The 24,806-nt window shown below is 71.3% G+C and carries 22 protein-coding genes and 3 pseudogenes; 8 read left to right on the top strand and 17 right to left on the bottom strand.

Features of this window, described 5'->3' with window-relative positions:
• Positions 1 to 277 precede the first annotated feature (277 nt).
• Positions 278 to 1,732 carry a PLP-dependent aminotransferase family protein gene (locus ACFU53_RS04495; protein ID WP_383985959.1) on the bottom strand — a complete coding sequence of 485 codons (1,455 nt, stop codon included), beginning with the start codon at positions 1,730 to 1,732 and terminating at the stop codon, positions 278 to 280.
• Between ACFU53_RS04495 and ACFU53_RS04490 the strand changes: the two are divergent.
• Positions 1,723 to 2,628: pseudogene (locus ACFU53_RS04490) on the top strand (EamA family transporter); the annotation flags it as partial. The gene ACFU53_RS04495 and the pseudogene ACFU53_RS04490 overlap by 10 nt on opposite strands.
• Positions 2,629 to 2,715: 87 nt before the next feature.
• On the opposite strand, the gene ACFU53_RS04485 reads toward ACFU53_RS04490, so the two are convergent.
• Positions 2,716 to 3,549: an alpha/beta fold hydrolase gene (locus ACFU53_RS04485; protein ID WP_383985957.1), complete on the bottom strand. Its 834-nt coding sequence runs from the start codon at positions 3,547 to 3,549 to the stop codon at positions 2,716 to 2,718.
• 159 nt (positions 3,550 to 3,708) lie between these two features.
• Here ACFU53_RS04485 and ACFU53_RS04480 point away from each other — a divergent pair, with 159 nt between their 5' ends.
• On the top strand, positions 3,709 to 4,596 hold the full coding sequence (locus ACFU53_RS04480) for an RNA polymerase sigma-70 factor (RefSeq protein ID WP_383985955.1): 888 nt from the start codon (positions 3,709 to 3,711) through the stop codon (positions 4,594 to 4,596).
• A gap of 226 nt (positions 4,597 to 4,822) precedes the next feature.
• Complete coding sequence (locus ACFU53_RS04475; protein ID WP_383985953.1) at positions 4,823 to 5,584, top strand: GntR family transcriptional regulator; 762 nt, start codon at positions 4,823 to 4,825, stop codon at positions 5,582 to 5,584.
• A gap of 243 nt (positions 5,585 to 5,827) precedes the next feature.
• On the opposite strand, the gene ACFU53_RS04470 is transcribed toward ACFU53_RS04475, so the two are convergent.
• The gene (locus ACFU53_RS04470) at positions 5,828 to 6,985 is read right to left on the bottom strand and encodes an ROK family transcriptional regulator (RefSeq protein ID WP_383985951.1); all 1,158 of its coding nucleotides are present in this window, start codon (positions 6,983 to 6,985) and stop codon (positions 5,828 to 5,830) included.
• A 176-nt stretch (positions 6,986 to 7,161) separates the two neighbouring features.
• Here ACFU53_RS04470 and ACFU53_RS04465 point away from each other — a divergent pair, with 176 nt between their 5' ends.
• Together ACFU53_RS04465 and ACFU53_RS04460 are read left to right on the top strand one after the other, a co-directional pair.
• Entirely contained in the window at positions 7,162 to 7,563 is a 402-nt protein-coding gene (locus ACFU53_RS04465; protein WP_383985950.1) for a hypothetical protein, read from the top strand.
• Positions 7,564 to 7,604: 41 nt separating this feature from the next.
• Positions 7,605 to 8,048, top strand: coding sequence for a hypothetical protein (locus ACFU53_RS04460; RefSeq protein WP_383985948.1), 444 nt, complete (start codon positions 7,605 to 7,607; stop codon positions 8,046 to 8,048).
• 32 nt (positions 8,049 to 8,080) lie between these two features.
• Here ACFU53_RS04460 and mug read toward each other — a convergent pair whose 3' ends face one another.
• The 9 genes and pseudogenes from mug to ACFU53_RS04415 form a co-directional block, all read right to left on the bottom strand.
• Positions 8,081 to 8,578 carry a G/U mismatch-specific DNA glycosylase gene (gene mug, locus ACFU53_RS04455; RefSeq protein ID WP_383985946.1) on the bottom strand — a complete coding sequence of 166 codons (498 nt, stop codon included), beginning with the start codon at positions 8,576 to 8,578 and terminating at the stop codon, positions 8,081 to 8,083.
• A gap of 44 nt (positions 8,579 to 8,622) precedes the next feature.
• A complete protein-coding gene (purB, locus tag ACFU53_RS04450) occupies positions 8,623 to 10,065 on the bottom strand; it encodes an adenylosuccinate lyase (RefSeq protein ID WP_383985944.1) in 1,443 nt (480 codons plus the stop codon).
• A gap of 158 nt (positions 10,066 to 10,223) precedes the next feature.
• Positions 10,224 to 10,562, bottom strand: coding sequence for a DUF4326 domain-containing protein (locus ACFU53_RS04445; RefSeq protein ID WP_383985942.1), 339 nt, complete (start codon positions 10,560 to 10,562; stop codon positions 10,224 to 10,226).
• A gap of 25 nt (positions 10,563 to 10,587) precedes the next feature.
• Entirely contained in the window at positions 10,588 to 11,370 is a 783-nt protein-coding gene (locus ACFU53_RS04440; RefSeq protein WP_383985940.1) for an SGNH/GDSL hydrolase family protein, read from the bottom strand.
• An 87-nt stretch (positions 11,371 to 11,457) separates the two neighbouring features.
• Complete coding sequence (locus ACFU53_RS04435; protein ID WP_383985938.1) at positions 11,458 to 12,474, bottom strand: hemolysin family protein; 1,017 nt, start codon at positions 12,472 to 12,474, stop codon at positions 11,458 to 11,460.
• Positions 12,471 to 13,808: a hemolysin family protein gene (locus ACFU53_RS04430; protein ID WP_383985936.1), complete on the bottom strand. Its 1,338-nt coding sequence runs from the start codon at positions 13,806 to 13,808 to the stop codon at positions 12,471 to 12,473. The genes ACFU53_RS04435 and ACFU53_RS04430 overlap by 4 nt, the downstream gene beginning before the upstream one ends.
• Positions 13,809 to 14,010: 202 nt before the next feature.
• A pseudogene (locus ACFU53_RS04425) lies at positions 14,011 to 14,277 on the bottom strand (GNAT family N-acetyltransferase); the annotation flags it as partial.
• Positions 14,278 to 14,329: 52 nt separating this feature from the next.
• Positions 14,330 to 14,749, bottom strand: coding sequence for a GNAT family N-acetyltransferase (locus ACFU53_RS04420; protein WP_383985935.1), 420 nt, complete (start codon positions 14,747 to 14,749; stop codon positions 14,330 to 14,332).
• A 592-nt stretch (positions 14,750 to 15,341) separates the two neighbouring features.
• The gene (locus tag ACFU53_RS04415) at positions 15,342 to 16,364 is read right to left on the bottom strand and encodes a Rieske 2Fe-2S domain-containing protein (RefSeq protein ID WP_383985933.1); all 1,023 of its coding nucleotides are present in this window, start codon (positions 16,362 to 16,364) and stop codon (positions 15,342 to 15,344) included.
• A 192-nt stretch (positions 16,365 to 16,556) separates the two neighbouring features.
• On the opposite strand from ACFU53_RS04415, the gene ACFU53_RS04410 reads away from it, so the two are divergent.
• The gene (locus ACFU53_RS04410; RefSeq protein WP_383985932.1) at positions 16,557 to 18,095 is read left to right on the top strand and encodes a flavin-containing monooxygenase; all 1,539 of its coding nucleotides are present in this window, start codon (positions 16,557 to 16,559) and stop codon (positions 18,093 to 18,095) included.
• A 460-nt stretch (positions 18,096 to 18,555) separates the two neighbouring features.
• On the opposite strand, the pseudogene ACFU53_RS04405 reads toward ACFU53_RS04410, so the two are convergent.
• The 4 genes and pseudogenes from ACFU53_RS04405 to ACFU53_RS04390 form a co-directional block, all read right to left on the bottom strand.
• Positions 18,556 to 18,695: pseudogene (locus tag ACFU53_RS04405) on the bottom strand (GNAT family N-acetyltransferase); the annotation flags it as partial.
• A gap of 31 nt (positions 18,696 to 18,726) precedes the next feature.
• Entirely contained in the window at positions 18,727 to 19,644 is a 918-nt protein-coding gene (locus tag ACFU53_RS04400; RefSeq protein WP_383985930.1) for an LLM class F420-dependent oxidoreductase, read from the bottom strand.
• Positions 19,645 to 19,754: 110 nt separating this feature from the next.
• Positions 19,755 to 22,325 (bottom strand): ABC transporter permease, encoded by a 2,571-nt coding sequence (locus ACFU53_RS04395; protein ID WP_383985928.1) that lies wholly within the window; start codon positions 22,323 to 22,325, stop codon positions 19,755 to 19,757.
• Between the two features lie 4 nt (positions 22,326 to 22,329).
• Positions 22,330 to 23,229: an ABC transporter ATP-binding protein gene (locus ACFU53_RS04390; protein ID WP_383985926.1), complete on the bottom strand. Its 900-nt coding sequence runs from the start codon at positions 23,227 to 23,229 to the stop codon at positions 22,330 to 22,332.
• Between the two features lie 218 nt (positions 23,230 to 23,447).
• On the opposite strand from ACFU53_RS04390, the gene ACFU53_RS04385 reads away from it, so the two are divergent.
• Positions 23,448 to 23,687: a toxin-antitoxin system HicB family antitoxin gene (locus tag ACFU53_RS04385; RefSeq protein ID WP_383985924.1), complete on the top strand. Its 240-nt coding sequence runs from the start codon at positions 23,448 to 23,450 to the stop codon at positions 23,685 to 23,687.
• 4 nt (positions 23,688 to 23,691) lie between these two features.
• Positions 23,692 to 24,066 (top strand): fic family toxin-antitoxin system, toxin component, encoded by a 375-nt coding sequence (locus tag ACFU53_RS04380; protein WP_383985922.1) that lies wholly within the window; start codon positions 23,692 to 23,694, stop codon positions 24,064 to 24,066.
• On the opposite strand, the gene ACFU53_RS04375 is transcribed toward ACFU53_RS04380, so the two are convergent.
• The gene (locus tag ACFU53_RS04375; RefSeq protein ID WP_383986080.1) at positions 24,035 to 24,721 is read right to left on the bottom strand and encodes a class I SAM-dependent methyltransferase; all 687 of its coding nucleotides are present in this window, start codon (positions 24,719 to 24,721) and stop codon (positions 24,035 to 24,037) included. The genes ACFU53_RS04380 and ACFU53_RS04375 overlap by 32 nt on opposite strands.
• Positions 24,722 to 24,806 lie beyond the last annotated feature (85 nt).

Genomic DNA, 24,806 nt, shown 5'->3' with positions numbered 1-24,806 from the left:
AGCGACGGATCCGGCCAATGTGCACAGCCACAACTACTGGTACGCCGCAGCGCACACGGAAACGACAAGTGAACAACTGACCGGGTAGGAAAAGGAACCGTCGTGCGGCTCGTCCGGCGGGTGCGGGTGGGTGGGGGTCTCTCGCGCGGTTCCCGCCCCTTGAAGGGGCGCGGGGAACCGCGCGAACAAGGTCCGGGGCGGAGCCCCGAGGCGGGACGAAGGGGCGCAGCCTCTGGGGAGGGGACGGGCAGGGGCCGGCGGGGCGAGGAGGCGCAGGTCAGCCAACTGCCGACGCCAGCACCTCCACCCCCTCCCGAAGCCGTGCGGGAGACAGATGCGCGTACCCCAGCACCAACCGCACCTCCTCGTCCGGCACCCGCCCGTACTGCGCCAGCCCCCGCACAGCGACCCCCGCAGCCGCAGCTCGCTCCAGGAAGCGGTCGAGGGGCCCGTACCGATCGGGCAGCGCGGCGATGACATGCAGCCCGGCCGCGATCCCGGACACCTCCGCCCCGGGAAAGTGCTTGTCCAGCGCGGAGACCAGCGCGTCACGCCGCTCCCGATAGGCCCGCTGACACCGCCGTAGCTGCCGGTCGTAGTCCCCCCGCTCCACGAACCGCGCGAAGAGCGCCTGGTCGATGGTGGGATGGCCGAGATCCATGGTCCTTTTGCGCTCGACGACCTCCTCCGCCAGCGACGCCGGAACGAGGAGCCAGCCGAGCCGCAGCCCGGGCGCGAGGGACTTGCTGACGGACCCGGCGTACGCCACCCGCTCGGGGTCGAGTCCCTGCAGGGCGCCCACGGGCGCGCGGTCGTAGCGGAAGTCGCCGTCGTAGTCGTCCTCGACGATCAGCCCGTCCACCGCCCGTGCCCAGTCGAGCAGTTCGGCCCGCCGCCGCGCGGAGTACGCGATCCCAGACGGGAACTGATGCGCCGCCGTCGTCACCACCGCCCGCACCCCCGACTCCCGCAACGGCCCGACGGCCAGCCCCTCCTCGTCCAGCGGGATCGGCACGGTGCCGAGCCCGGCGGCTGCGTACAGCGTCCCGTGCTCGGGGCTGCCCGGGTCCTCGACACCGGCGACACGTATCCCGCGCGCGTGGAGCACGAATCCGAGCAGGGTCGTCGCCTGCGCCACCCCGGAGACGACGACGATCCGCTCGGGGTCGGCGACCACACCCCGGCGCCGGACGAGCAGTTCGGCGAGCGCGGTACGCAGCCGGGGCAGCCCGCGCGGGTCCGGGTACCCCAGCGCCTGATGCGGCAGCTCCGCGAGCACCCCGCGCTGGGCCGCCGCCCACGCGGCGCGCGGGAACAGCGACAGGTCCGGCGTCCCGGGTACGAAGTCGGCGCGGGCACCGGGGGAGCGCGGAGCGAGATCACGCGCGCGTGGGAGGGCGGCCCGCACGGCGGCGCCCACCCAGGTCCCGGCACCCCGACCGCTGCGCAGATAGCCTTCCGCGACCAACTGCTCGTACGCCTCCGTCACCAGCCCGCGCGACACCCCGAGGTCGGCGGCCAGCTCCCGGCTCGACGGCAGGCGCGTCCCTCGTGCGAGCCGCCCCGACCGGATCGCCTCCCGCAGTGCCGCCTGCAACGAACGACCACGCGCGCGTGCGGGCGCGTCGGCGACCGGCAGCAGCAACTCCCAGGCGGCGGCCCAGGGAGCGGACGCCGAGGGCGCACCGGCCCCCGAAGCGCCGTCCCCCGAATTGGTCCCTGATGACGTCATGGAAGTGGACCTTAAACCGGACCGCCCGCCTCCCTAGCGTCACGACCATGAAAGCCACGACCGCGAAAGCCACGACCGCGAAAGTCGCGACCGGGAAAGCCACGGCGATGAACGCCAAGACCGCCCACGGAACCCTCCTCGCCGCCTCAGCCTGCGTCCTCGTCGGCGCTTCCTTCACCGCCAACAGCCTCCTGGGCGACTACCCGTACGCAGGCGGCCAGTTCCTCCGCTACGGCCTCGCCTGCCTCCTGCTGCTCCCGTTCCTCGGCCGGGACGCCACGGCACTCCTGCGTCGCCTCACCGCACGGCAGTGGGCGCGGCTGGGGCTGCTCGCGGCGGTCGGCATGGTCGGCTTCAACGTCGCTGTGATCGCCGCCGAACGCACGGCGGAACCGGCGGTACCGGGTGTCTTCGTCGGCTGTGCCCCGGTGGTCGTGGCCGTCCTCGTACCGCTGTTGGAGGACCGGCGTCCCCAACGGCTGGTGCTCTACGGGGCGTCATTGGTCGCGGCCGGCGCGTTCACCGTCCAGGGATGGGGCCGTACGGACGCCGTGGGCATCGCCTTCTCGGTGTGCGCGCTGGCGGGCGAGGTCGGCTTCGCGGTGCTGGCCGTGCCGGTGCTGCGACCGCTCGGACCGAGGCTGCTGTCGGCGACCGTGTGCGCGGTCGCCGCGATCGAGTCGGCTGCCGTCGGCGTGGTCGTCGACGGGGGCGCCTGGCTGCGCCGCCCGGACGGCACGGAGACCGCCGCGCTGCTGTGGCAGGCGGCGGTCGTCACGGTCGTCGGGTTCGTGTGCTGGTACATGGGCATGCAGCGCATCGGCGCCGAGCGCGCCACCCTGTTCTCCGGTCTCATCCCGGTGGCCGCCGCCTGTACGGCGCCTCTCGTCGGCACGGGTTCCTACGGCGCCGCGCAGGCCGTGGGCAGCGCGCTGGTGGGCGTCGGAGTCGCCCTGGGATCGGGGGCGTTGACCCGCCGTCGGTCAGCGGCTGCCGTCGAGGATGACGCGGGCGACCAGGGCGGGGTCGTCGTTCATGGGGCAGTGGCCGCAGCCGGGCAGCCGCACCAGCCGTGCCCCGGGGATGACCTGCTTGGCCCGGACGCCCTGGCGGCGCACGAGCAGCCAGTCCCGTGTACCCCAGGCCACCGTGACGGGCAGGCCCGGGATGTCATCGGTGAACAGGACGCTGCCACCGGCCCGAAGGGTGTCGTCGAACCCGGTGGCCCCCGCCAGCGCGAGCGTCTCGGCGACCACCGCCTCGGGTGAACGGCGGCTCGGGCGGGCGTAGATGGTGCTCGTCAGGGCGGCGCGGCCGGCCGCCGAACGGGACAACCGCTCGACCAGCGACAGCGGCAGCCGCCGCGAGATGTGCCGCATGGTGAGCAGGACGCCGAACGCGTAACGCCGCTCGGCCTCGTTCCAGAACCCGGCCGGGGACAGGGCCGTGACGGATCGTACGAGCTTCTCGCGGCCCAGCTCCAGGGCGAGCAGACCGCCCAGGGAGTTGCCCGCCACATGGGGGCGGTCGAGCTCCAGGGCCTCGCAGAAGGCGCCGAACACGGCGGTCGTCGTGGGCAGGTCGTAGGTGAGGCCGTCCGGCAGCGCGGGGGACTCGCCGAAGCCGGGGAGGTCCACGGTGATGACCTCGCGTTCAGCTGCCAGGATGTGCGTCACCGGGTCCCAGGCCTGCCGGTGGTGGCCGATGCCGTGCAGCAGAAGCAGCGGCTCGCCGGTGCCCTCACGCGTGTACGAGACCGTCACGGGCCGCGGGCCGAGCGGGGAGGGGACCTGGAAGGAGACCGTGGCGGCGGACATGGTGCAGCTCCTCGTCTGGGAGGTGGGCGCGCTGATGTACGGATTCGTAGACAGCTTGTCAGCAACCGCTACCGGCGGGTAGTCCCTGTGAGTAACAAGCCCGCGCGCGTCCCCGGAATCGCCTGGACAGGGCCGCGTCCCACGGGATGGGATGGAACGGTGACCACCGACATCACGACCGACGTCTTCGAAGAGCACCGCCCCGTCCTCATGGGAGTCGCCTACCGCATGCTCGGCCGGGTCGCCGACGCCGAGGACGTGGTCCAGGAGGCCTGGCTGCGCTGGTCCGGCGCCGACCGCTCCGACGTACGCGAACCGCGCGGCTACCTGGTCCGTGTCACCACCCGGCTCGCCATCGACCGGCTGCGCCAGGTGCAGTCGCGCAACGAGGCGTACCCCGGTCCGTGGCTGCCCGAGCCGTACGTCACCGACTACGGGGCCACCGTCCCGGACACCGCCGAGCGGGCCGTCCTCACCGACACCGTCTCGCTCGCCGTCCTCGTCGTCATGGAGTCCCTCTCGCCCCTGGAGCGCGCGGTGTTCGTGCTCCGGGAGGCCTTCGGCTATCCGCACACCGAGATCGCGGCCATGATCGACCGCACCGAGCCCGCCGTGCGCCAGCTCGCCGGGCGGGCCCGCCGACACGTCGACGAGCGGCGCCCGCGCTACGAGGTCGACCCGGCCGAACGCCGTGAGCTGACCGAACGGTTCCTCGCCGCCGCGGCCGGCGGCGACCTGGACGGACTGATGTCGCTGCTGGCCCCGGACGTCCGTCTGGTGGGCGACGGCGGCGGCCTGAGCAAGGCCCCGGTGCGTGTCCTCGAAACCGCCGACAAGGTGGGACGGTTCCTGCACGGCACGGCCGGCAAGGGCATCGCCGACGCGTCGTTCCGCTTCATGGAGATCAACGGCGGCTTCGCGGTGGTCCTCCTGTCCGGCACCAAGGTCGACAGCGTGTTCCAACTCGATGTCGCGGACGGACGCATCCAGTGCGTCTACATCGTGCGCAACCCGGAGAAGCTGATCTCCCTGACGGTGGGGCAGTAGTCCGTACACCCCCGTTCCCCGCCCCTTTCCCACAGGCCGTTCGCTTCACGGCCGTGAAGCCTCGATGAACGCTGTCGGGCGTCCGACCTGTCGGATGCCCGAGCGTTCGATGATTGGTCTTGACCAAGGGTGGGGGCAGGCCTATGGTCGCAAGAAAGTGCAACAACCTTTAATAAACAAGGCGCTAAAAACGCAGCCGGGCCACGGCGAAGCAGCGGAGGACAGGGTGGGGACCCAGCAGCTGGAATCGGTGCCGGAACCGAAGTACTGGCATCTGAAGACCGTGCTCAGTGAGGCATTGGACTCCGAGTTCTCGGTGGGCGAGATCCTGCCCAACGAACGTGACCTCGCGGCCCGCTTCGGCGTCGCCCGGGCCACCCTCCGCCAAGCGCTGGAGCAGCTCGAGCTGGAGGGCCGTCTGCAGCGCCGTCGCGGCGTCGGCACCACCGTGGCGCCCCCGCGCGTGGGCGTCGCGGTCGGCACCGAACAGCACGCGTGGCCGGGCACCGTCGGCGATGCGTGGCAGGCCGTGGACTGCACGGCCTCGGCGCCGCCCGCCGCGGTCGCCGGCATCCTGGAGAGCGTGCACGGCGAGCAGGTGCACGTCGTGCGCCGCTCCCGTATGTCGCACGGCCAGCCCGTCGCCGCCGAGCTGCTCTACATCCCGGCGGACTCGGTGCCCGCACTCTCCGCCATAGACACACCCTCCGGCACGGCACGCGCGCGTGCCGTGCTGCGTGAGCTGCAGCGCCTGGAGCTGGAGGGGCAGGACCGCTCGGTGGAGCTGGGCTCGGCCCGCGCGGACGACGCCAAGGAGCTCGACCGGCTGCCCGGCGCGCCCGTCCTCGTCGTCACCACCCGCTTCTTCGCGGAGGGGCGCACAGCGGCCGTCTCCATGGCCACCTACCGCGCTGACACGTGCCGCCTGACCTTCGGCGACTCGGGCGGCGTCGAGATCCATCACGGCCCGGAGCGCCGCGCGTCCTGACGCCGCGGGCAGCCCGTCAAGCCGCACCCGCCGCGCCCCGGACTTCCGGGGCGCGGTGTTTTGCGGCGGCTGCGGCGTCGACGGCCTCATAGGTACGGCGTCGGCTCGCGAAGGCAGAGCTGCCGAACGGCGACGGTCGCGAGGTTTCAGTGCCCGCAGGGCCAGAGCTGCTGTCCGAGGATGGGTGCGAGGGCTCAGGGGCCTGCCACGGCAGAGCTGTCGGCCGGCGACGGGCGCGAGGTCTCAGCGGCGCGCCGTCACCGTGCCCTCCACCGCGAACAGCTGTTCCTCGACGTGGTCCAGGGCCAGCCGGAGCGCGCCCATGGCGACGGCCGTCTCGCCCAGCCGGGAGAGGGCGACACGGGGTGGGCGCAGGCAGTAGCGGGCCAGCTCGTGGCGGAGGGGGTCGAGTACGTCGTCGATGCCGGTCGCCCAGCCGCCGACGACGACGAGTTCGGGATCGAGGGCGAGGACGAGGGCCGTCACGTCGTGGACGAGCCGTTGTATGAAGCGGTCGACGGCCTCGCGGGCCCGCTCGTCGCCCTCGCGCGCGTGCTTGAAGACCTCGGCGACCGCCTGCTCGTCGAGCGGATGCAGCGGCTCGCCCGTCGTCGACAGCAGCGCCTCCGGGGTGGCCTCGCGGCCCAGCAGGTGCAGCGCGCCGATCTCGCCGGCCGCGCCGCCGTAGCCCCGGTGCAGCCGCCCGCCGATCAGCGAACCGGCGCCCGGGCTCAGCCCCGCCAGCACGAACACCACGTCGTCGGACTCGGCGGCCACGCCCTTCCAGTGCTCGGCGACCGCCGCCGCGTTGGCGTCGTTCTCGACCAGGACGGAGCACTTGAAGGAACGGCTCAGCCGCTCGCCCAGGTTCAGGCCCGTCCACTCCGGCAGAGCCGCGCACAGACGTACGGCGCCGTCCGCCTCGATGATCCCCGGACTGCCCACGCCGACCGCGCGCAGCGAACCGCGCGAGACACCGGACCTGCGGAGCAGCTCGGCGACGGTAGAGCGCAGACGCTCCAGCCGGTCGTCCGCCGACGCCGACTCGGAGACGTCCTTGGACAGCGAGCCCAGTACCCGCCCGTCGAGGTCCGCGAGCAGCGCGGTCACATGGTGCGAGCCCACGTCCAGGCCCAGCAGATGGCCCGCCTCGGCCCGGAACCGGTAGTGCCGTGCCGGGCGCCCCTGCCGCCGGGCGGCACCCTCCTCGGCGGCCTGCTCGACCACCAGCCCGGCCTCGACCAGGCCCTCTACGACGCCCTCGACCGTGGGCCGGGACAGCCCGGTGACCCTGGTGATCTCGGTGAGCGTCGCGTGGTCCGTGGCCCGCAGCGCGTGCAGCACCACGGCCGAGTTGATTCTTCGGAGCAGAGAAGGATCCCCGCCGGTCAGTCGCCCCAACGTCCGTCCTCCCAGCTCGCGCCCGTGTTTGCCGGATCGTACTCGCCGCGACGCACCCCGGCGAGTGGCTTCAGCCCCCGACCGACGGACCAACCGGCACGGACCGACGAACATGCGCCGACTGACGAGTACGCACCGACCCACCGGTAGTCCCACGCCCGACGGACCGGCCGGCATTGACCGACGTCGCATCGGCCGACGGCCATCGCTCGACGGGCATCGGTCGACGGGCATCGGTCGACGGGCACCGGCCGACGGGCACCGGCCGACCGGCAGCGACCGACGGGCACCGGCCGACGGGCACCGGCCGACGGGCACCGGCCGACCGGCAGCGACCGACCGGCACCGACCGACCGGCAGCGACCGACGGGCACCGGCCGACCGGCAGCGGCCGACCGGCAGCGGCCGACCGGCAGCGACCGACCGGCACCGACCGACGCGCTCGCACCGGACCGGACGACGCGCTCGTGGCCCCCACTGTCACCGCCTGCGAACCGTCCGACGCCCACGGCTTCGCGAGTACGGCCCCGACGTACGACTCCACCGGCTCGGTGCCGAAGACCCCAAGGGGCGCCTGACGCCACGCCAATTGTCAGTGGTGCGCGCTTTACTGGACGGCATGACCATCGCGCGGCATCTCGTCACGATCGACCGGCTGTGCTCCGAGGAGTTCCCCGCGGCGCACGGCCGGTCGGCGACGGGCACAGCCGGCCCCGGTTACCACATCGCCGAGTTAGGGACGAGCCGGGACTTCTGGGGCGAGGACGGCACGGAACGGGAGGAGACGGAGGCCCAGTTCGAGGCGGACAGGGACGCGCTGTCGGAGCGGCTCGCCGAGCGCTGGGGACCCCCGGACGTCTTCAGCCTCTGGAGCGTGTCCAGCCGTTACCTGGAAGGCGAGGACATACCAGAGCCCTGGGGACCGCTCAGCTCGCACGTGCCCGACGTGCATCTGTGGCAGGCGGACGGCCACGGCCGCTGGGTCGCCCTCGGCGTCTCCCAGTGGGACAAGGAACTGCCGTTCCAACTCGTCGCGCTGATAACGGAGACCGACCCACCGTGACGGGCTGACCCGCACCCACGAACCCCGACCGGTCAGCCCTCCGCGGCCGCCCGCAACCGCCCGAACTCCTCCGCCATCGTCGCCGCCGTCCAGTGCGCGTTCAGCCCGCTGGGGTTGGGCAGCACCCAGACACGCGAGGCCCCGATCATCCGCTCCTGCGGCCCGACGGCGGCCTTGCGGTCACCGAAGGCGGCGCGGTACGCGCTCACGCCGACCACCGCGAGCCGGCGCGGCCGGAGCCGCTCCACCTTGGCGGTCAACAGGCGCCCGCCCTCGACGTACTCCTCCGCCGTCAGCTCCTCGGCCCGTGCCGTGGCCCGCGCGACGACGTTCGTGATGCCGAGCCCGTACGACGGCAGCTCGCCCTGCTCGGACGGCTTGAGGAGCCGGGGCGTGAAGCCGGACAGATGCAGGACGGGCCAGAAGCGGTTGCCGGGGCGGGCGAAGTGGTGGCCGGTCGCCGCCGTCATCAGCCCCGGGTTGATACCGCAGAAAAGGACCCGGAGGCCGTCCGCGGTGACATCCGGCACCAGCCGGTCGCGGGCGGCCTCCAGTTCGGCCTGGGTGTAGCGGGTCAGAGGATCGCTCCCGGCGTGTAGCCGGCGGCCTCCGGGCGCTGCTTCACGATCTCCTCGATCCGGCCGACGACGAGGGCGACCTGGTCGGCCGCGGCGCCCGTGAAGGAGAGCTTGTCGGCCATCAGCGCGTCCAGCTGGGCGCGGTCCAGCGGGATGCGGTCGTCGGCGGCGAGCTTGTCGAGCAGCTCGTTGCGCTCGGCGCCCTGCTCGCGCATGGCGAGCGCGGAGGCGACCGCGTTCTCCTTGATGGCCTCGTGCGCGACCTCACGGCCGACGCCGGCGCGCACCGCGCCCATCAGCACCTTGGTCGTGGCGAGGAACGGCAGATAGCGGTCCAGCTCACGGGCGACGACGGCCGGGAAGGCACCGAACTCGTCGAGGACGGTCATGAAGGTCTCCAGCAGGCCGTCGAGTGCGAAGAACGCGTCGGGGAGTGCGACCCGGCGCACCACCGAGCAGGACACGTCGCCCTCGTTCCACTGGTCGCCGGCCAGCTCGCCGGTCATCGAGGCGTAGCCGCGCAGGATGACCATGAGGCCGTTGACGCGCTCGCAGGAGCGGGTGTTCATCTTGTGCGGCATGGCGGACGAACCGACCTGCCCCGGCTTGAAGCCCTCGGTCACCAGCTCGTGCCCGGCCATCAGCCGGATGGTCTTCGCCAGCGAGGACGGCGCCGCCGCCAGCTGCACCAGCGCGGTCACCACGTCGTAGTCCAGCGAGCGCGGGTAGACCTGGCCGACCGAGGTGAACGCCTGCGCGAAGCCGAGGTGCCCGGCGATCCGGTCCTCCAGTTCCGCCAGCTTGGCGGCGTCGCCGCCCAGCAGGTCCAGCATGTCCTGGGCCGTGCCCACCGGGCCCTTGATGCCGCGCAGCGGATAGCGGCCGAGCAGCTCCTCGACCCGGCCGTACGCCACGAGCAGCTCGTCGGCGGCGGTCGCGAACCGCTTGCCGAGGGTGGTGGCCTGCGCGGCCACGTTGTGCGAGCGGCCGGCCATGACCAGCTCGCCGTACTCACCGGCCAGCTTGCCGAGGCGGGCCAGCACCGCCACCGCACGGTCGCGGACCAGCTCCAGCGAGAGCCTGATCTGCAGCTGCTCGACGTTCTCGGTCAGGTCGCGGGACGTCATGCCCTTGTGCACGTGCTCGTGTCCGGCGAGGTCGTTGAACTCCTCGATCCGCGCCTTCACGTCGTGCCGCGTGACCTTCTCGCGCTCGGCGATGGAGGCCAGGTCGACTGTGTCGAGGACCCGCTCGTAGTCGGCGAGCGCCTCGTCCGGCACCTCGATGCCGAGGTCCTTCTGGGCCTGCAGCACGGCCAGCCAGAGCTGCCGCTCGAGCCTCACCTTCTGCTCGGGCGACCAGAGCGTGGCGAGCTCGGCGGAGGCGTAGCGTCCGGCGAGGACGTTCGGGATGCGGGGCTTGGCTGGCGCAGAAGTCACGTGGACGGATTCTACTGGCGATTCGTGCAGGTGAGCGCAGCGGGCCTCTTCGGAGGAACCTACGAAGCCCCGTCACGTCAGGCGCCGGACCACGGCAGGCATCGGACCACGCCTGCCACCGACCACGGCAGCCATCGCCGCCACCTGCGCCTACGCGCTCACCGCCCGTCGGCGATCTCCGCCAGGATGTCCCCGTGGCACAGCTCCGGTGCGCACCAGCAGGCCAGCGTCTTCCCGCGCAGCTCCGGCACCAGGGCCAGCAGTTCGGGGTCGGCCATCAGATACTCCCGGTACTTCGCCATCACCTCGGCCCGCGTCCCGTCGCGCTTCTTCTTCTCGGTGTCGTACTGGAACGGGTTGAAGAGCGGATGCTGCGCCAGATCCCAGTGGCCCATGGTCCAGCGGCGGCCGATGTACACCAGGTCGCTGGGGGCGTACTCCAACCGGGGGCCGAAGTCGCGGATACGGCCCTTGAGGTTGATCACGGTCGTGGTCACACACGCCTCCCGGTACGGCGGCTCCTTACGCTACTGGCCCCTCGTACGGCAGCAACTCGGGTCGCTTGGCCGGCATGCCGTCCCCCGAGGAGCGGCCCGTGAGGCGGCGGCCTATCCACGGCAGCAGGTACTGCCGGGCGAACCGCGCGTGGGCCACCTGACGTGCGGTCCAGCCGGGCGGCGGCGTCACGGGCATCGGCATCCGCCACCGCGCGTCCTCCGCCTCGTAGCCGAGCGCCTGCCAGACCGCCTCGGCGACCCGGCGGTGCCCGTCGGCCGTCAGGTGCAGCCGGTCCACGTCCCACAGGCGTGGATCGCCCAGCGAAGGCGCGCCGTACAGGTCGACGACGAGGGCGCCGTGCCGGGCGGCCAGCTCGTCGACGCAGACGAACAGCTCCTCCATGCGCGGGCGGAACCGCTCCAGGACGGGGCCCTGGCGGCCGGGGCTGCGCATCAGGACGAGCTGCTTGCAGGAGGGGGCAAGGCGCTCCACGGCCTCCTCCAGCAGGCCGCGCACCCGGCCCATGTCGCACTTGGGCCGGAGCGTGTCGTTCAGGCCGCCGACCAGTGTGATCACGTCCGCCTCCATCGCGGCGGCGACCTCCACCTGCTCGGCGACGATCTGCGCGATCAGCTTTCCGCGCACCGCGAGGTTGGCGTACCGGAAGCCGGGCGTCCGCGCGGCCATGCGGCTCGCGAGGAGATCTGCCCAGCCCCGGTACGAACCGTCGGGGAGGAGGTCGGACATGCCCTCGGTGAAGGAGTCGCCGACCGTGACAAGGCTGGAGTATGTGGGATTCGTCTGCATGGCGGAAACGATGCTAACGCGTTCACATACCCGACGGTCGGTCGGCCTCTTCGCCTCGGGCGGGACCTTGGGCGGGCCTCGGGCGGGTCACACGGCCGGCTGCCCGAACAGCTCCCGCAGCACGTCCTCCATGGTCACGATGCCCGCGAGCCGCCCGTCCGCGCCCAGCACGGCCGCCAGGTGCGTCCGGCTGCGGCGCATCGCGGTGAGCACGTCGTCCAACGGTGTGGTCTCCCGGACCCGGGCGATCGACCGCATGTCCCGGACGGAGAACGGCACGTCGCGCGGGGTCGCGTCGAGCGCGTCCTTCACATGGAGATAGCCCACGATCCGGCGCCCCTCGTCGACCACGGGGAAGCGCGAGAACCCGGACTCGGCCGACAGCCGTTCCAACTCCTCCGGGGTGACACCCATGCCCGCGTAGACGACACGCTCCAGGGGGAGCACGACATCGCGCACGGGCCGGCGGCCCAGCTCCAGCGCGTCGCGCAGCCGCTCCTGCGCACGGTCGTCGATGAGTCCGGCCTTACTGGAGTCCCGGACGAGACGGGCGAGTTCGGTGTCCGAGAAGGTCGCCGTGACCTCGTCCTTCGTCTCGATCCGCATCAGCTTCAGCAGGGCGTTGGCGAAGGCATTGACCGTGAAGATCACCGGGCGCAGCGCCCGCGACAGCGTCACCAGCGGCGGGCCGAGCAGCAGGGCGCTGCGCACTGGCTCCGCCAGGGCGATGTTCTTCGGCACCATCTCGCCGAGCAGCATGTGGAGGTACGTGGCGAGCGCCAGCGCGATCACGAAGGACACCACGTGGCCCGCGCCCTCCGGCACGCCCATCGCGTGGAACAGCGGCTCCAGCAGGTGCTCGATCGCGGGCTCCGCGACCACACCGAGGACGAGGGTGCACAGCGTGATGCCGAGCTGTGCGGCCGCCATCAGCGCGGACACGTGCTGCAGACCCCACATCACGTTGCGCGCCCGCCGGTCGCCCTGTTCGGCGTACGGTTCGATCTGGCTGCGGCGCACCGAGATCAGGGCGAACTCGGCGCCCACGAAGAAGGCGTTGACGACCAGCGTCGCGAAACCGATCAGCAGCTGGACGGCGGTCATCGCGTCTCCTCCTCGTGCTCCTCGTCGGACGTGGCCGGCGCGTGCAGCAGCACCCGTGCGGCCCGGCGCCCGGCGGCGTCCACCACCTCGAGCCGCCAGCCGATGACCTCGACGGTGTCGCCGACGGCCGGAATACGGCCCAGCTCGGTGGCGATCAGGCCCGCGAGCGTCTCGTACGGTCCCTCCGGCGCGCGCAGGCCCACGCGGGCCAGCTGGTCGGTGCGGGCCGAGCCGTCGGCCGAGTAGAGCTCGCGGCCGTGCTCGTCGGTGCCGACGGGGGCCAGGTCGGGTGTCTCGTGCGGGTCGTGCTCGTCCCGCACCTCGCCGACGACCTCCTCGACGATGTCCTCCAGGGTCACGACGCCGGCGGTCCCGCCGTACTCGTCGATGACGACGGCCATCGTGCGCTTGCCCGAGAGCCGGTCGAGGACCCGGTCGACGGTCAGTGACTCGGGGACGAGCAGCGGCTCGCGCAGCAGCTCCGCCACGGAGGTGCGCAGCCGGCGCTCGGCGGGCACGGCGAGGATGTCCTTGATGTGCACGGTGCCGACGACCGAGTCGAGGCTGCCGCGGTAGACGGGGAAGCGGGACAGGCCGGTGGCCCGGGTCGCGTTCGCCACGTCCTCGCAGGTCGCCTGGGCGTCGAGGGCGATGACCTGGACGCGCGGGGTCATCACGTTCTCCGCGGTCAGATCAGCCAGGTTCAGCGTCCGCACGAACAGCTCGGCGGTGTCCGCCTCCAGGGCGCCCTCCCTGGCCGAGTGCCGGGCGAGGGCCACCAGCTCCTGAGGGCCGCGCGCGGAGGCCAGCTCCTCCGCGGGCTCGATGCCGAAGAGGCGTACGAGACGGTTGGCGGTGTTGTTGAGATGGGTGATGAACGGCCGGAACGCGGCGCTGAACCAGCGCTGCGGGTTCGCCACCTTCTTCGCCACCGGCAGCGGCGCGGAGATCGCCCAGTTCTTGGGCACCAGCTCGCCGACGACCATCAGCACGACGGTCGACAGGGCCGTACCGATCACCAGCGCCACCGAACTCGACACGGAGCCCGGTATGCCGGCCGCCTCCAGCGGGCCGGCGATCAGCTTGGCGATGGACGGCTCGGCGAGCATGCCGACCACCAGGTTGGTGACGGTGATGCCGAGCTGGGCGCCGGAGAGCTGGAACGTCAGATTCCGTACGGCCTTGAGGGCGCCGGCGGCACCCCGCTCGCCGCGCTCCACGGCCCGCTCCAGCCGGCCTCGGTCGACCGTGGTCAGCGAGAACTCGGCGGCGACGAAGGCACCACAGATCAGCGAGAGCAGCACCGCCACCAGAAGGAGGAGCACTTCGGTCATCGGGTCACCTCCGTCCCATGATCGGGCAGGGGCGGGAGGATCGCGCGACGTCGTGCACCGGCTCGGGTACGTGGTGTACCGGGTCCCGTACTGGGAGGCTCGCCCATGGGCGGACGCTCACAACCTTTCCGTAGAGGTTGACTGGCCCACCCATGGTAAAGGATCGGCAAAGTACCTTCCCGTCGTCTCAGTGCCCCGGCGCTCAGCCGTTGCGTCCCTCCGAGGACCTCACTCCCCGAGCGGCACCCACCGCCGCCACTTCTCCTCGGGCGCGTACCCGGCTCTCCTCGGGCGCGTACCCGGCCGCACGCCACGCATGTTGGGCCGTCTCGTTCCGGACGAGCACCATCGCGTCACCGCGTCGTCCCCCGAGCCGTACGAACCGCTCCTCGGCCGCGGTGAGCTGCGCCGAGCCGGTGCCCTTCCGGCGCCGCTCCGGGTGGACCGCGAGCCGGTAGGGATGGCACCGTCGGCCGTCGCACCTCGGCAGCTCACAAACATCCGCTGAGTGCTGCCCGTGCCTACAGCGGCTTGACCCAGCGCCGCCAGTGGTCCTCGCGATGGTAACCAGTCGCAGCCCAGGTGTGGTGTGCCCGTTCGTTGGCTTCCAGGACCATGGCGTCGACCCGTCGCCCGCCCAGGGCGGCGAATCGTCGTTCTGCGGCTTCCAACAGGGCGGTGGCGATGCCTTGTCGACGGTGGTCGGGGTGTACGGCCAGTCGGTAGGCGGAGCATCGCCATCCGTCGAAGCCGGCTATGACGGTTCCGGTGAGGAGGCCGTCGCGCTCTGCGAGGAGCAGGGCTTCGGGGTCTCGTGTGATGAGTCGGGCCACTCCGTGGTGGTCGTCGCTGATGCTGGTTCCTTCCGCGGCTTCGCGCCAGAACTGCAACACGGTGTCGACGTCCGAGTGGGTGGCGCAGCGGATGTGGAGATCGCTCATGGGGGTGAGCCAAGCAGAGCGCTCGCCTGTCTGGCGACCGGTTTCTGTGCCGACGAATCGACGGAGGGGTGGGCTTGATCCCGGGAGGTCAACCGGGTTGAGGGCAATCCGTTCAGCGGCGCCTTGCCGGGTCGGTCCGTGCCCGGCTCGGCCCTGCCGCCGTAGCTGGACGCATTGTCCACTCCAGCGGATGCCGGACGGGAGCGCGCATCCGGTGGACCATTGAGCCGGTCGGTCGTGCGCACGATGCCCGGTGTGGGCGTTGCGGGCGATGTTTTGACGCTGAAATGACGCTCCCGGCTGCATCACGCACACTCAAGGGCCCCTGGAAAGCGCCGGGGAGCGGTGGGGCCTCATGATCCAAGCCGCCGCCGCGCCGTCGCGGGTGGCGCCCTGGGGGCACACCGACCAGACGGACGCCGTGTGTGTGCGTGGGGGCTGGGACCTGGAGGGCTGCTCCTGGCGGGCTGCTTCTCGTCGACCAAAGCCCCCACGAAGCGCGCCACCCGCCGCCGACCCCGCATCGGAGTAACTCGCCTCTCCTGGGCTGCGCGGTCACTTTCGGCGGTATCAGCAGCACCATCACGTTTCCTCAGGGCTCCGGGTAGAACTGGCGGGCCCAGTGGCGGAACAAGCCGATGGCCTCGTCGCTCGCGGCGAGGCGAGGTCGTGGCTCGTAGCGTTTGGTGTTCCAGATCCTCAGGTCCTGATGGACCTTGCTGACCGCGGTGCGCAGCATCGCGTGGGCGAAGGCCCGGTGCAGGCCACGCCGTGGGAGCGACGCTTCAGTGGCGTCCTGCTTGTGGATGTCTGCACAGGCCGTCGCGACCAGCATCTGGCTGCGTCGCGGGCCGGTCGGTGTGTGCATCGCCCACAGGTAGCTGACGAGTCCGAGCGAGGGCAGCGGGAGCTCGACGCGGAGATATCCCAGCCCGGCCAGGAGGAACGTATGGTCGGCCTGGATCTTCTGCTTGAGGGCGGGAGGTCGGTCCGGCCCAAGGCGCAGACGCATGCGCAGGAGCGGGCCTTGGGCCGTCGGCGGGTCGAGTTCCTGCACGGACACCTGGTGCAGGACCGGGAGATGCCGGTAGTCGAGGGTGTTCTCGATGATCTCCTGGGCGTAGGTGTGCACTTCCGTGCTCCAGGCGGCCGTCGGAACGACCCCCGCCTGGGCGGTGCCGGGGACTTCCCAGGCGGGTGGAGCGCCATCGGGTTCGTACCAGGCGAAGAGGAAGCCGTTGCGCTCGCTGATGGTGTGGTGCTGCAGGCGGGCGCGCGGGGGCGGGCCGGCGGGCGTGCCGACGCAGGTGCCGTCGGGGGCGAAGGCGAAGCGATGGAAGGGGCATACCAGGTTCTGTCCCTCCACGGTGCCGCCCGCCCCCAGATGAGCGCCCAGGTGCGGGCAGTAGGGATGCACCGCGCGGGGCCGGCCGTCGCGGGTGCGGTAGAGGACGATGTCCTCGTCCATGAAACGACGGGTCAGGACGTCGCCGGGCGCCAGTTCTCGTGAACGCGCCAAACAGAACCAGCCACTGGGGTAGGGAAGATACCGCCCCGGCTCGTCGACGGCGGCGTGCGGACCGGGAGACCTGGGCAGTTCGTCCCTCGTCGTCATGGCTGGCAGCCAAACACAGGGAAACGCACCGCATTCAGCCCACCCGGCAAGATCACCCTTATGAGGTATCTACCGGCCACATCACCACAGGCGATCGCGGGTGATCCTACGATCGGGCGCTCTGAGTGAGTGGTCAGGGGCGGTTCGGCATCAGCGCCGGGATGCCCACGAGGCAGACAGGGGGCGGCGCTGGTGGCCGAAGACAGCATCGACAACCATCGTCATGAAGCGGAAGTCGTCGTCATCGGGGCCGGCCTCTCCGGCGTGGCCGCAGTGATCGCGCTGCGCCGTGCCGGCTTCGACGACGTCGTCGTGTTGGAGAAGTCCGGTCGCCTCGGCGGGACTTGGCGCGACAACACCTACCCAGGATGCGGCTGCGACGTACCGTCGGTGCTGTACGAATACTCCTTCGCACCCCACGCGTGGAGCCGGGGCTTCGCCGACCGGTCCGAAATCCTCGACTACCTCGACACCACCGCGGCAACGCACGGCGCGCACAAAGCGATCCGCTACGACACCGAGGTACTGAGCGGCCGCTGGGAGCCGGAAGCGCACCGCTGGAACCTGCGGACCACGTCGGGCACGTACACCGCCCGCGTGGTGATCGTCGCCACCGGCCCCTGGCACCGGCCCCGCCATCCCGACTTCCCCGGCCTCGGCACCTTCCCCGGCACCGCCTTCCACTCCGCCCGCTGGAACCACGAAGTCGACCTGACCGGACGGCGCGTGGCAGTGGTGGGCACCGGAGCGTCCACCGTTCAGTTCCTGCCCGAGATTCAGCCGAAGGCGGCTCATGTCGACGTTTTCCAGAGCACACCGCAGTGGGTACTTCCGAAACCTGACTACCCGCTTCCGCCGGGACTCCACCGCTTCTTCGAACACCACCCGGCAGCGCGCCGCGGACTACGCGGCCTGCACCACTGGACTCAGGAAGCCATCGGCGTACCCCTGCGTCACCCCCGCCTGCTGCGGCCCTTGGAGGCCCTGGCCCGCTTCCATCTGCGTACCTCGGTACGGGACCCCGCCCTGCGTCGGGCCCTTACTCCTGACTACCGCTTCGGCGGCCGCCGCCTGATCACATCCGGTACCTACTACGCTGCCCTCACCCGGCCCAACGTGCGGCTGCATCCCACGCGCGTGACCGCTGTGGAGGGCACCGACGTCATCGGCGCCGACGGCACCCGCACCCGCGCCGACATCATCGTCCTCGCGACCGGATATCACATCGGGGACATCCCGCTGGCCCCCCATCTGCACGGCACCGAGGGCACATTGGCCCAGTCCTGGGCCGACAGCCGCCGTGCCTACCTGGGCACCAGCGTCAGCGGATTCCCCAACCTCTTCCTGCTCATCGGCCCGAATCTGCTCACCGGCACCACCGCTGTCCCCACCGTCCTCGAAGCCCAACTCCGCTACGTCACCGCCGCCCTCGACCAACTGCGTGCCAGCGGGGCGTCCGCACTGGATGTCAAGCCCGAGGCCGAAGCAGCCCACCAGCAGGCCCTGCGCGAGGCGCTGCGCGGCACCGTCTACAACGCCGTCGGCGGCACCGGTTACTACTTCGGTCTCCCGGGCATCAACACCTTCTGCTGGCCCTGGTCGACCGCCAGGCTCGTCAAGCGCCTGCACGCCTTCGACCCGGAGGTCTACACCTGGTCGCTGCCGCTGCCGGCCCAGGCTGGCGGTCGGCGGGATGGTCTGCCCGCCCGTCCCTCGGGCCGACTGCCGTAGGTCCCGGTCACGCGCTCGTCGAGGGTGGTGGGTAGACCTGGCGGACCCAGCGGCGCGGCCCAGCGCCTTGAAAACGCCTCCTCCATCCACTAGCCATGGGGAATGACCTGCTAAAAAGCTGTTTCCCAGCGCTGTCCTCCGGGGTGCGGGGGTCACGCCGGAGATCGTGGTCGGTGTGGGAGCACACCACCCGCATCGTCACCAACCGCGGCGCCGACGGAACACCCTCGCAGGCGGGGATCACAGGGCCGCTTCCAGTTGCGACCCCTCGGAGAGTCGATGAGGACGCGTTGCCCAGCATGGGGGGCGCTGCACCTACGGCACGTTGTGACCTCTCGCACTGGCGATGAGGACTGCGGTCCGGCCGTGCTGCCAGGTGCCGTACCAGTAGTGGTGACTCCTCGCAGGACGGTGAGGGTTCGTACGAACTGCTGTCACCTGGCTTGGAGTTGACATTGTGACCGTCGAAGCCGGCGATGACCGTGCCCACCAGTTCACCGTCCAGCTCGGCGGGGATCAGTGTCTCGGGGTCACGGGCCACCAGCCGCTCGGCCCTTCGCGGTCGTCGCTGATGCTCGTGCCCTCGGCGGTGGAACCCAACCGGTCCCGCCCGACCTCGCGCCCGCTCGCGTCACCAGCCGTGCAGGGCCTGGACGACCTTCGCGAAGACCTCCATGTTCGGCTCCAGGACGGTCAGATACGAGAATCCGTACCGCTCCCGCTGCGCCAGCACCTGGTCGACGATCTCCTCCAGAGTCCCCACGAGGACCAGCGGCAGCTCGAGGACCTGCTCCTCGCTGAGGTTCGGGAGGTGGCTGCGCCACGGCCGCACGGCGGCGCCGCGGTCCTCGGTGATCTCGACGATCTGGATCAGCAGGTTGAGTTCGGCGGGTTCCTTCCGCCCGGCGGCGAACTGCTGGTACCGCCCGACCCGTTCGTCGAGTTCCTCGGCGGTTATCGGTTCCAGCTTGCCGCCCGCCACCGTCCGCGCGCCCGTGAACGCCGCGATGTCCGCGTGCTCGGCGGTGATCCGCAGCATCCGGTCGCCGTTGGCACCGATGAGCAGCGGCACCCGGGGCCGCTGCGCGGGAAGCGGTATGGGGGTCCCCCCGCTGGAGCGCAGCCGAGAGTGGGGGAGCTCCTCGGAGCCGAGGAGCCGGTCCAACTCCTCGACGGTGCGCAGCAGATGGTCGACCCGCTCGCCCGGCGACCCCCATGGCAGACCGGCCTTCTCATGCTCGGCCGGTACGTACCCGGTGCCGAGCCCCAGCTCCAGACGCCCGCCGGTCAGCGCGTCCGTGGTGGCCACCTCGCGCGCCAGCAGTGTCGGGTTCCAGAAGCCCGCGTTCAGCACGAACGTGCCGAGCCGTGGCTGTTCGGTCGCCTCCGCCGCTGCGACCAAAGACGGGAACGGGGCCGGCATACCCAGATGGTCCGGAACCAGGATCACGTCGTAACCGAGCTGTTCGGCGCGGCGGCACTTGGTGCGCCACTCCTCGGCCGAAGTGGGGCTGAGCAGATTGACTCCGAAGCGGAACGGGCGCGGCATGAACTCTCCTCACCTTCAAGGGACTTGAGCCGACATACCGGCGAGTACATCACTCGTCCGCGAGTGCCGCCAGCACATGCGCGCGCCCAGCACCGCGATCCGCGAGCCCCTCACTCGTGCGCGATTGCGGTCAGTACGTTCATCCGGGACGCCCGCAGCGCGGGCAGCAGGGCGGCCACGACTCCCACCACCGCCGAGCCGATCACCACGGCGACGACCGTGCCCCAGGGGATCGCCAGCGCCTTCATGCCCTGCAGCGCCAGCACCTGCTGCACACACACGCCCCAGACCAGGCCCAGCGCGAGCCCGAGGACCGCCCCGAACACGGCGATCACCACCGACTCCAGCCGGATCATCCGCCGCAACTGCCGCCGGGACAGCCCGATCGCCCGCAGCAGCCCGATCTCCCGGGTGCGCTCCACCACCGACAGGGCGAGGGTGTTGACGACCCCGAGCACCGCGATGACGATCGCGAGGCCGAGCAATGCGTAGACCAGATAGAGGAGTACGGCGATCTGGTTGCGGATCAGCTCCTTGTAGTCGGCCTGGTCGCGGACCTGGACCTGCGGATACGCGTCCAGCGTCCGCTCCAGGTTCGCGCGCAGCTCGTCGGCGCCGACGCCGGAGCCGGCGTTCACGTAGAGCGACGAGTCCTGCCCCTCGGGCACGTACTTCTCGATGGTGCCCATCCCGAAGTACAGCCCGCCCTGCATGCCGAAGCCGTCGGCGGTGTCCTGGTCGGTGAGCGCGCCGACCTTCAGCTCGGCGTTCTTCCCGGCCGGGAACTGGACGGGGATCGTGCTGCCGACCGTGACGTCGTGGTCCCGCGCGAAGTCCACGTCCATGGTGATGGCGCCGTCGGCCAGCGCGGCGGCGCTGTCGCCCTCGGCGTAAGTGACGTTGGCGACCTCGTCGAGCTGTGCGTCGTAGGCCGCGGCGGTCGTCTCGACCCGCTTGCCGTCCGGCAGCCGTACCGCCACCGGGGTGAACCGCTGCCGTACGACGAGGCCGGCGCCGTCCGTGGCGCGGACCTTGTCGGTGACCTCCTGCGGGAACGGCAGGAAGTTCTGGTTCTGGATGACGAAGTCGGCGCCGAGCGTGTTGTCGATCTCGTCGTCGAAGGACTTGGCCATCGACGCACTGGCCACGGACATCCCGCCTACCAGCGCGATCCCCACCATCAGCGCGGCGGCGGTGGCCCCGGTCCGGCGCGGATTGCGCAGGGCGTTGCGCTGGCTCATCCGGCCGACGGAGCCGAACAGCGCGGGGAACGCGCCGCCGAGAACCCGGATCACCGGCCGTACGAGCAGCGGTCCCGCGATGACGGTCGCGACGAGGGTGAGGACCACGCCGAGGCCGAGCAGGGAGGCCGCCGAACCCGTGTCCGACGCCGCCGCGCATCCCACGAGCGCGGCGGCACCGGCCGCCCCGACGACCCCGCCGACCACCGCGCGGACCTTCAGCGGCCGTCCCACCCCGGCGATCTCGGCGTCCGAGAGCGCCGCCATCGGTGACACGGTCGACGCCCGCCGCGCCGGCAGGTAGGCCGCCACGAAGGTGACGCCGAGCCCGACGACGTACGCCGCGATCGGCGTCCCCACGCCGATCACCATCTCGGTCGAGCTCAGGTTCATGCCGAAGGCGCCCATGAGCTCGATCAGCCCGAAGGCCAGTGCGATGCCCGCGGCGAGGCCGAGCGTCGACCCGACCAGGCCGAGCAGCGCCGCCTCGGTCAGCACCGACCGCCGTACCTGCCGCCGGTCGGCGCCCAGCGCGCGCAACAGCCCCAGTTCACGGGTGCGTTGGGCGATGAGCATGGAGAAGGTGTTGACGATGAGGAACACCCCGACGAGCGTGGCGATCCCGGCGAAGCCGAGCATCACGTACTTGATGACGTCGAGGAATCCGCCGAGCGAGGCCGCGGCCGACTCGGCCTGCTCGTCGGCGGTCTGGTAGTCGTATGCCGTCGGCCCCAGCTCGTCGGCGATCCGCTCCTTGAGCAGGTCGTCGCTCACACCCGCCTCGGCGGTCACCGAGATGGTGGTGGCGGCGTCGGGATCGCCCAGCAGCTCGGACTGCGCGGCCCGGGTGTCGAGGAAGACCAGCGCGGCACCCGGGTTGGTGGTGGTGAAGGTGGCGATGCCGACGATCTCCACCTCGAAGGAGCCCGGCTGGGCGAGCACCGTCAGGGTGTCGCCGATCTGCACGTCCTTGTTCTTCGCGGTGTCCGCGTCGAGCAGCGCCTCGCCGGGGCCCTGCGGCGCGTGTCCGTCGGTCAGCTCCACCGGGCTGCGGTCGGTGAGGTACCAGTTGGTGGCGATGGTGGGGGCGCCCGTCGTCGGCCCCACCGACTCGTTCTCGCTGTCGACGACCGTGACGTTCTCGACGGCCGCGTCGACATGGGTGTCCGCGACGCCGTCGATCCCCGCGACCCGCTGCGCGAGCGAGGCGGGCACGGTCTCGACGGCCCCGGTCGGCAGCTGTCCCGACAGGTCGTCGTCCTTCGGGCCCACGGTCACATCGGCCGAGGTGGAGGCGAAGAGCCGGTCGAAGGTACGGGTGACCGTGTCCGAGAAGATCAGGCTGCCCGCGACGAACGCCACGGACAGGACGACCGCCAGCGCCGAGAGCAGCAGCCGCCCCTTGTGCGCGAGGAAACTCCGCAGGGTCGCCTTCAGCACGGTGTCAGTCCTTGTCGAGGTCGATGGACTCGCCGGTGGGCCCGTTGGCGGGTTCGCTCGTGGGGGCGGCGGTGGGGCCGCTCTCGCCGTCGAAAGTCGCCCGGATCGTGTCGATGCCGGGGGTCTGGGAGCTTCCCCCGGAAAAGAGGCGCATGCGTTCCAGGACGGCTTCGGCCGTGGGGTGCTCCATCCGGTCCACGATCCGCCCGTCCGCGAGGAAGAGCACCAGGTCGGAGTGGGCGGCGGCCCCCGGGTCGTGGGTGACCATGACGACCGTCTGGCCCAGCTGGTCGACCGCCTCGCGCAGGAAGCCGAGCACTTCGAGCCCGGCGCGGGAGTCGAGGTTGCCGGTCGGCTCGTCCGCGAAGATCAGCTCGGGCCGGGAGGCGAGCGCGCGGGCGCAGGCGACGCGTTGCTGCTGGCCGCCGGAGAGCTGGGAGGGCCGGTGCTTGAGCCGGTCCCGCAGCCCGAGCGTGTCGATGACCTGGTCCAGCCACTTCTCGTCGGGCTTCTTGCCCGCGATGTCCATCGGCAGGGTGATGTTCTCGGCCGCGTTCAGCGTGGGGATCAGGTTGAAGGACTGGAACATGAAGCCGATCCGGTCCCGGCGCAACCGGGTCAGCTCGCGGTCCTTGAGCCCCGTGATCTCGGTGTCACCGAGCCACACCTGTCCGGCCGACACGGTGTCGAGCCCCGCCAGGCAGTGCATCAATGTGGACTTACCCGAACCCGAGGGGCCCATGACCGCGGTGAAGCGGCCGCGCGCGATGTCCACGTCGACCGAGTCGAGGGCGAGCACCGTCGTCTCACCCGAGCCGTACGCCTTCGTCAGGCCCCGGGCGCGGGCGGCGATGCCGTCGGCTTCCGCGCGGCCGAGGGTGTGCTCAGCGGCAGCAGTGGACAAAACGGCCTCCAGGCTCGAACCAGTTCGAATTCCGGGCGTTCCCGGCCGAGCCTAGTGTGACTCAGGGCACAGCAGGAATCCCCCCGAAGTCCGAGGCCGTCTCCGTCGCAGGTCGGGTTTCCGATATCGATGTAAGGGGCATCCAGAATGAGTCCTCGGGGGTGGTGCGCGGCAAGGCGCCCTTGCTTCCGCTAGCACTCCGGCGCTAGCGTCGAGTCATGGCCAAGACCCAGCTGAATGTACGGGTGGACGAGGGCACGGCCCGAGCCGCCCGTGAACGAGCCCTGGAGCGCGGGATGAGTGTGAACCGGTACATCGAGGAGTTGGTCAAACAGGACACCGGCGAAGCGGGCCACACCTTCGTCGAGTCCGCCGCCGACTTCATGAAGCAGTACGAGGCGGTCTTCGTCGAGGAGTTCGGGGCGGAGCTCGAAGGCCGGCGCGAGGGACGTCACTGATCCCTTGAGTCAGCTCAGAATCGACCTCGCCTGGCTCCTGATGGTCGCCGAACAGAAGACGCCCGGAGATCCCCAGGTCACCGACTGGGGTGCCCTCGTCGCGGCCGTCGCCCGGCACGAGGCCGAGATCTTCGACGTCCCCGTCTACGACACCCCGCACGCCCGAGCCGCCGCCCTCCTCCAACTCCTCATGCACGTCCCGGCGTTGGAGCGCTCCAACGCGCTCTTCGCCTCCGCCGTCGCCTACGGCTACCTCGTGGCCAGCGGCGTCAAGGTCGTCACCTCCGCCGAGCAGGTGCGCGAACTCGCCAGGCTGGTGAAGAGCGGCGACGCGAGCGTGCACGACATCACGCGGGAGTTGCGCCAGTGGAGTCTGTGATGTCGGGCCGCCGGGCCCGGCCCACCACGCAGTAGGAGGTGGGCAGCCGCGGCCCCTGCTCGGGCATCAGGACCTCCCGGACCGTCCCGATCTCGAACCCGGCGGACCGGATCGTGCCGACCGGGTCGCGGGACACATGGCAGCCGCCGAACAGCAGCGGCCACACCGTGCCGTCCAGCGCCCGCTGGGCTGTCCGCATCGCCCGTCCGCCGCCCCGGCCGTGCTCGAAGAACCGCAGCTCACCGCCGGGGCGCAGTACCCGTCGCACCTCGTTCAGCGAGCGCCGTACGTCCCGCACACTGCACAGCACCAGCGACACGACGGCCGCGTCGAACGCCTCGCTCTTGACCGGCAGTGCCTCCGCCGCGCCCGGCACCACGTCCACCGGCACCTCGGCGCGCAGGGCGGATTCCAGAGCCAACTGCCGCAGGGAGTGCTCCGGTTCGATCGCCACCACCTCCGAGACCGTGCTCGGGTAGCGCGCGAAGTTCAGGCCGTTGCCGGCGCCGATCTCGATGACCCGCCCCGAGAGCCCGGCGAGCAGCTCGTCGCGCAAGGGACCGATCCTCGGCTCCGCCGACACGCTCAGTCTGGCGTAGAAACGGGCGAAGAGGGGGTGGTGCACGGCGTCCTTCGTCGCGCGGGCGCGGGCCATGAGGACCTCCCGAAGAGGACGGCAGATACCGAGATTGTCCCCCGTGAAGCACCGGCTCACCCGTCGCACAGCCGTGGGGAACGGC

This window comes from Streptomyces sp. NPDC057474, from assembly GCF_042802555.1.
Classification (GTDB): domain Bacteria; phylum Actinomycetota; class Actinomycetes; order Streptomycetales; family Streptomycetaceae; genus Streptomyces.
The sequence above is the reverse complement of the archived record's forward strand: the minus strand, read 5'-3'. Positions and strand labels throughout refer to the sequence as shown.

Coding starts and splice junctions, on each gene's coding strand:
- ACFU53_RS04415 (WP_383985933.1), bottom strand. CDS start 16,364: ATGACGACGAGGGACGAACTGCCCAGGTCTCCCGGTCCGCACGCCGCC.
- ACFU53_RS04435 (WP_383985938.1), bottom strand. CDS start 12,474: ATGACCGCCGTCCAGCTGCTGATCGGTTTCGCGACGCTGGTCGTCAAC.
- ACFU53_RS04495 (WP_383985959.1), bottom strand. CDS start 1,732: ATGACGTCATCAGGGACCAATTCGGGGGACGGCGCTTCGGGGGCCGGT.
- ACFU53_RS04420 (WP_383985935.1), bottom strand. CDS start 14,749: ATGAGCGATCTCCACATCCGCTGCGCCACCCACTCGGACGTCGACACC.
- ACFU53_RS04485 (WP_383985957.1), bottom strand. CDS start 3,549: ATGTCCGCCGCCACGGTCTCCTTCCAGGTCCCCTCCCCGCTCGGCCCG.
- ACFU53_RS04430 (WP_383985936.1), bottom strand. CDS start 13,808: ATGACCGAAGTGCTCCTCCTTCTGGTGGCGGTGCTGCTCTCGCTGATC.
- ACFU53_RS04385 (WP_383985924.1), top strand. CDS start 23,448: ATGGCCAAGACCCAGCTGAATGTACGGGTGGACGAGGGCACGGCCCGA.
- ACFU53_RS04400 (WP_383985930.1), bottom strand. CDS start 19,644: ATGCCGCGCCCGTTCCGCTTCGGAGTCAATCTGCTCAGCCCCACTTCG.
- ACFU53_RS04460 (WP_383985948.1), top strand. CDS start 7,605: ATGACCATCGCGCGGCATCTCGTCACGATCGACCGGCTGTGCTCCGAG.
- ACFU53_RS04375 (WP_383986080.1), bottom strand. CDS start 24,721: ATGGCCCGCGCCCGCGCGACGAAGGACGCCGTGCACCACCCCCTCTTC.
- ACFU53_RS04440 (WP_383985940.1), bottom strand. CDS start 11,370: ATGCAGACGAATCCCACATACTCCAGCCTTGTCACGGTCGGCGACTCC.